Source organism: Pseudopedobacter sp., assembly GCF_040392825.1.
Lineage (GTDB): Bacteria > Bacteroidota > Bacteroidia > Sphingobacteriales > Sphingobacteriaceae > Pseudopedobacter.
The window spans coordinates 1-5271 of sequence record NZ_JBEBVH010000264.1; the positions used below are offsets into that span (position 1 = coordinate 1).

Genomic DNA, 5271 nt, shown 5'->3' on the forward strand with positions numbered 1-5271 from the left:
AACTAAATACCCAAACGCAAAAGATATATGATCTGGAGATGTTGAAAACAAAACGAGTGCGTACGCTTTCTTTTCTTCAAGGAACGACACTTAATTTGTTAAAGCAATCGGTATTATTTATCCTTCTTTGGCTAATATTTCGTGAAGTATTAAGTACAGGTGAACTAATTGCTATGCAATTCATTTCTACTTCTATTTTTGGACCACTACAAGATTTAGGAAATATAATTCTTAGCTATCGGGAAGTAGAAGCATCTATTACTAGTTTCGACCAGTTGATGCAAAAACCTATTGAACGAAGACCTGAGTCGCCAAAGGAAATAGGGTTGTTAAAGAGCCTGTCTTTTAAAGATGTTGTTTTTAGCCATCGAACAGCCAGTATGAATGCGATCGATGACATCTCTTTTAGAGTGAGTTCTGGTGAAACGATTGCATTTGTTGGTCCCTCAGGATCAGGTAAATCAACCTTAGTTAAATTATTAGTAGGTCTTTATAAGCCAGTATCGGGTTCAATTCTTTTTAATAGTATTTCTTCTACAGAAATACGATATAATGAATTGCGTAGACATTTTGGTTTTGTTACTCAGTATACGCATTTGTTTGCCGGAACAATTAAAGAGAATTTATTATTTGTAAAAGGAGACGCAAGCGACGATGAAGTAATCGAGGCATTGAATAAAGCATCGTGTGCCTATTTATTGAAAAGATCGGAAAAGGGTATTAATACTCTATTAGGAGAAAATGGGTTAAAGCTTTCTGGAGGAGAGAAGCAACGAATATCCATTGCTCGTGCTTTATTAAGGAACCCTAGGTTGCTTATCTTTGATGAGGCAACTTCTGCGCTAGATTCGCTTACAGAAGAAGATATTACAAATACCATTCGTGAGATATCAACAAGCAAGGAAAGAATTACGATTCTTATAGCTCATAGGCTTTCTACAATTATGCATGCAGATATGATTTATGTTTTAGAGAAAGGTAAGATTTCTGAAACGGGATCTCATGATGAATTGCTTGCGCAAAAAGGTTTATATTATGCTATGTGGCGACAGCAGGTGGGAGAAAGAAAGTAATATGGTGTACTTAGTCAGGAACATTTTGAAATAAATCATTTAATGCTTCTGTCATTGTCGGGTGAGTATAGATCGTATCTCGCATTGCAGTATAAGGTATTTCATGTTTGATGGCCAACTGAATGATGTTAATGATTTCATGAGCCTCTGCACAAAATAATGTACAGCCTAAGATTTTGTTGGTATCTGTATCTATAATAGCTTTTAGTACCCCTCTGGTCTCCTTTAAAATGGCCGCTTTGGGAATTGCATTTGCAGGAAGCGTGGCGACTTTAATTCTATATCCTTGTTCAATAGCTTCTTTTTCGCGTAAACCTGCCTGCGCTAGTGGAGGGGTAATAAAAACACAGGACGGAAAATCTCCACGTTGTTTGATAGAGGTATACTTATGGTTTGTTAATTGGTTTTTGATAATTCGGAAATCGTCTAATGATATATAGGTAAATTGCGGCCCGCCATTAATATCACCAATAGCCCATATATTAGGAATATTCGTTTTTAACTCTTCGTTTACTATAATATATCCTCTTTCATTGGTTTTGATGCCAGCAGCTTGTAAGTTCAGCCCTTCTGTATTTGGGTTTCTGCCTGTAGCTAACAATACAGCATTGGCATCGATAGTCCTATTATTACCCTCATGATTAAAATGCACCTTTATTGTATTGTCATTTATGTCTTCTATTTGTTGTAATTGTATTCCGTTTATAATATCAATTCCCTTGTCTGTAAGTACTTGATATATAGCTGCTCTTACATCACCATCTTCTTTTGGTAAAAATTCATCAGCAACATCTAATATGGTTACTTTGCTGCCAAATTTTGTAAACATATCTGCAAACTCCAACCCAATAAAACCTCCACCAACAATTATTAGTTTCTCGGGTTTCTGTTGTTGTTCCATTATTGACGTACTCGTAAATATTTTCTTTGAATCAATACCTGCTATTTTAGGGATTCTCGGTTCAGCTCCTGTATTGATAAAAATACGGTCTGCTGTAATAAATATCTCCTCGCCCGATAGAAAAACTACTTTTATCTCATTACTGGACACGAAAGATGCTTTCCCTGTTATTACATCTGCAGTATCTTGTTGGTTTAGTTTATCGTAGTTTTTTTGACGAAGGCTAGAAGTGAGTTTATCTTTAATGGTTAATGCTTCATTATATGGAACACCCTTTTCAGCATTTACAATGAGTGATTTAGTAGGAATGCAAGCTATATTAATACAGGTGCCACCGTACATTTTATTGGATTGTTCAACAATAGCGACCGGTTCCTTTTGCGAAGCTAAAAAACTAGCTAGAGTTTTACCCCCTTTACCGAAACCTATAATTAGATTTTTATAATGTCTTTTGGTGCGTTCCATGTCAATGTTTGCTTTACTTAATTTAGCCCTGATTTATATTGAGCAGTATCTTTTGTTTAAACAGAGATCAAGATATACTGTTTTTTAGTTATGAATGAATTTCTCTATAACGAATAGGAGAAAGGCCAGTAGATTTTTTAAAGACATCCCGAAAGGATTTAGCATCTGAATAACCCGTTTCATACATTACCTCATTCTTCCCGTTTAATAAACCTGTGCTTGCTAGTAAAAACGCTCCAATACATAAACTTGCAACCTCAGTTCCTTCTTTATAACATTTAATGATCCAAGGTGCAAAACGCTTGTTTGCTTGTATGATTTCCTTGTAATTTCCATGAATTGCCGGAATGATTATTAAATCAGTTTTTTCTATTTGTTGTATTGTTTTTGTAGGAGAGGTCGTAAAAATACTATTGCTGCTTTGACCTCCCATTTCGAGAGCTACCAGGTCTATCTCAAATAAAGCAGTTTTTCCTTGTTGTATAAGGAAGTCGTTAGCCATTGTAAACATCTTATAAATAGCTTCTAGATTACTTAGACTACAATTGCCTTCTGGAATTAACAAAGAGATATATTTCATCATTAATAATTTTATCAATCTCAATTAAAGCCAGATCTGTATTATGCATATCTTAAACGTGATCTATTGAAATAGTCTGTATAAGAGATTAATTATGCAACAATATATTAAAATTATTTTACAAATAAAGGGAGGTCTGAAGTATGATAATTCAATGGGGAATTGAATTATCAGCTACCTATAAGTTGTTTAGGAGTAACTAATAGATAGCTGAAATAGGAGATTTATCTGTAAGCAGGTGCTTTTCTGCGATTTTCTTGCTTAAAAGCTTTGAAAGGTTTTTTTGCTTGTGTATTCTTTTTCTTAGCTGAAACTACAACGGTATTTCCAAACGTAATTGCATAAGGGTGGTCTTCAACCAGAGGGATCTTTTGTGCAGTAAGTTTAATTATATCTTGCAAAAAAGGTCTTTCTTCATGATCACAAAATGATAGAGCATTTCCGCTCAATCCTGCTCTCCCTGTTCTGCCAATCCGGTGAACATATGTTTCAGCTTGATTGGGAAGATCAAAGTTTACAACATAACTAAGTTGATCGACATCAATTCCACGAGCAGCAATATCAGTAGCTACTAATACGCGGATTTTTCCTTCTTTAAAAAAGCTTAAGGCCTTTTGCCTTGCATTTTGTGACTTATTTCCATGAATTGCTGCAGAAGAAATAGAAGCACGACTTAAAACTTTTACTAATTTATCTGCACCGTGTTTGGTTCTGGTAAATACCAAAACACTGGTCATCTTTTTGTCTTTTAATAAATGGATCAGTAAAGAAGGCTTGTCTTTTTTCTCAACCGGATAAACAGCTTGAGTTATTTTCTCAACAGTAGATGAGATTGGTGTTACCTCAACTCTAACAGGATTATTTAAAATGCCATTTGCTAATCCAGATATTTCTGAAGGCATGGTAGCAGAGAAAAATAGAGTTTGCTTCTTTTGAGGAATTTTAGCTGTTATTTTTTTTACATCATTAATAAATCCCATATCCAACATACGGTCGGCTTCGTCTAACACAAATATCTCTATATGCGCTAAGTTCAATGCCCGTTGGTTTAGCAAATCGAGTAACCTGCCCGGAGTAGCAATCAGGATGTCAACACCATTTCTTAAAGCGCTGATTTGACTGCCTACTGGTACACCACCAAAAACAACAGTATGTTTTAGCCCAGTATGTTTTCCATAAGAGGCAAAGCTTTCACCTATTTGAATAGCTAGTTCACGAGTGGGACTTAAAATCAAGGATTTCAGCGTTCTCGGGCTTGTACGGTTACCATGGAGCAATTGTAAAATAGGAAGAGCAAATGCTGCTGTTTTACCTGTACCGGTTTGCGCTATGGCTAATAAGTCTTTTTTTTCTAATACAACAGGAATAGATTGCTCTTGTATGGGAGTAGGATTTGTGTATCCTTCTGTCTTAATTGCCTTTAATAAAGGTTCAATAAGATTTAATTGTTCGAATGTCAAATTGTTTTTCTTAAGTGTCATTTCTCTTTTTAAGAGAGGCTCCTTAAAAAGAATCAGTAAACCTGCATGGTTAACTAAAATGATTAATTTTTTTGCAAAGGTACATAAATATATTAGGTTTGAATATGAAGACAGAAAAAGAGAAGATGCTTGCCGGAGAATTATATAATGCAAGTGATGCGCAACTTACTGCTGAGAGGATCAAAGCAAGGTTACTTACAAAGAAATTGAATGATAGCAGAAAAGATGAAGAAGACCTGCAAGCTAGTATAATAAAAGAATTGATACCAAATGCCGGACCTGGTATATGGATAGAAGCACCCTTTTATTGTGATTATGGGTCTAATATCATCACTGGAGAAAAAGTATTCTTTAATTTTAATTGTGTGATACTTGATGTAATGAAAGTGACTATTGGAAGTAGAACCATGTTTGGTCCGAATGTTCAGATATATACTGCTACTCATCCAATTGATTCTATAGAAAGATCTTCCGGTCTTGAATTTGCAAAAGCTATTACAATAGGTGAAGATGTATGGGTAGGTGGAAGTGCTGTAATTTGTCCGGGTGTGACCATCGGAGATCGAACCATCATTGGGGCGGGCAGTGTGGTAACTAAGGATATTCCATCTGATGTAATTGCCGCAGGTAACCCTTGTAAAGTCATTCGGAGGTTGTAATAGATCTCAATATTTAGTATCTTGCAGAACAATTGCACGGGGTGCTTAATCAAAAAAGATTAGGCTGAGATAAAACCCGATACCTGATTTGGATAATGCCAACGTAGGGATG

5 protein-coding genes and 1 riboswitch are annotated in these 5271 nt (G+C 35.5%); of the genes, 2 read left to right on the forward strand and 3 right to left on the reverse strand.

The window, feature by feature from the left end:
• Positions 1–1073 (forward strand): ABC transporter ATP-binding protein (locus ABWO41_RS15040; protein WP_353139825.1); only part of this gene is annotated, 1073 nt, incomplete at its 5' end.
• Positions 1074–1083: 10 nt separating this feature from the next.
• Here the strand turns inward: ABWO41_RS15040 and ABWO41_RS15045 are convergent.
• The 3 genes from ABWO41_RS15045 to ABWO41_RS15055 form a co-directional block, all read right to left on the reverse strand.
• On the reverse strand, positions 1084–2439 hold the full coding sequence (locus ABWO41_RS15045) for an FAD-dependent oxidoreductase (protein WP_353139827.1): 1356 nt from the start codon (positions 2437–2439) through the stop codon (positions 1084–1086).
• An 88-nt stretch (positions 2440–2527) separates the two neighbouring features.
• Complete coding sequence (locus ABWO41_RS15050) at positions 2528–3022, reverse strand: DJ-1/PfpI family protein (RefSeq protein ID WP_353139829.1); 495 nt, start codon at positions 3020–3022, stop codon at positions 2528–2530.
• Between the two features lie 221 nt (positions 3023–3243).
• Positions 3244–4479: a DEAD/DEAH box helicase gene (locus ABWO41_RS15055; protein WP_353139833.1), complete on the reverse strand. Its 1236-nt coding sequence runs from the start codon at positions 4477–4479 to the stop codon at positions 3244–3246.
• Positions 4480–4604: 125 nt separating this feature from the next.
• On the opposite strand from ABWO41_RS15055, the gene ABWO41_RS15060 reads away from it, so the two are divergent.
• Positions 4605–5159: a sugar O-acetyltransferase gene (locus ABWO41_RS15060; RefSeq protein ID WP_353139831.1), complete on the forward strand. Its 555-nt coding sequence runs from the start codon at positions 4605–4607 to the stop codon at positions 5157–5159.
• Positions 5160–5186: 27 nt separating this feature from the next.
• A riboswitch (TPP riboswitch) is annotated at positions 5187–5271 on the forward strand. This riboswitch is flagged as partial in the annotation.

What these genes read in the sequence shown, in the direction of transcription:
- ABWO41_RS15060 (WP_353139831.1), top strand. Translation starts at nt 4,605, where the DNA reads ATGAAGACAGAAAAAGAGAAGATGCTTGCCGGAGAATTATATAATGCA.
- ABWO41_RS15050 (WP_353139829.1), bottom strand. Translation starts at nt 3,022, where the DNA reads ATGATGAAATATATCTCTTTGTTAATTCCAGAAGGCAATTGTAGTCTA.
- ABWO41_RS15045 (WP_353139827.1), bottom strand. Translation starts at nt 2,439, where the DNA reads ATGGAACGCACCAAAAGACATTATAAAAATCTAATTATAGGTTTCGGT.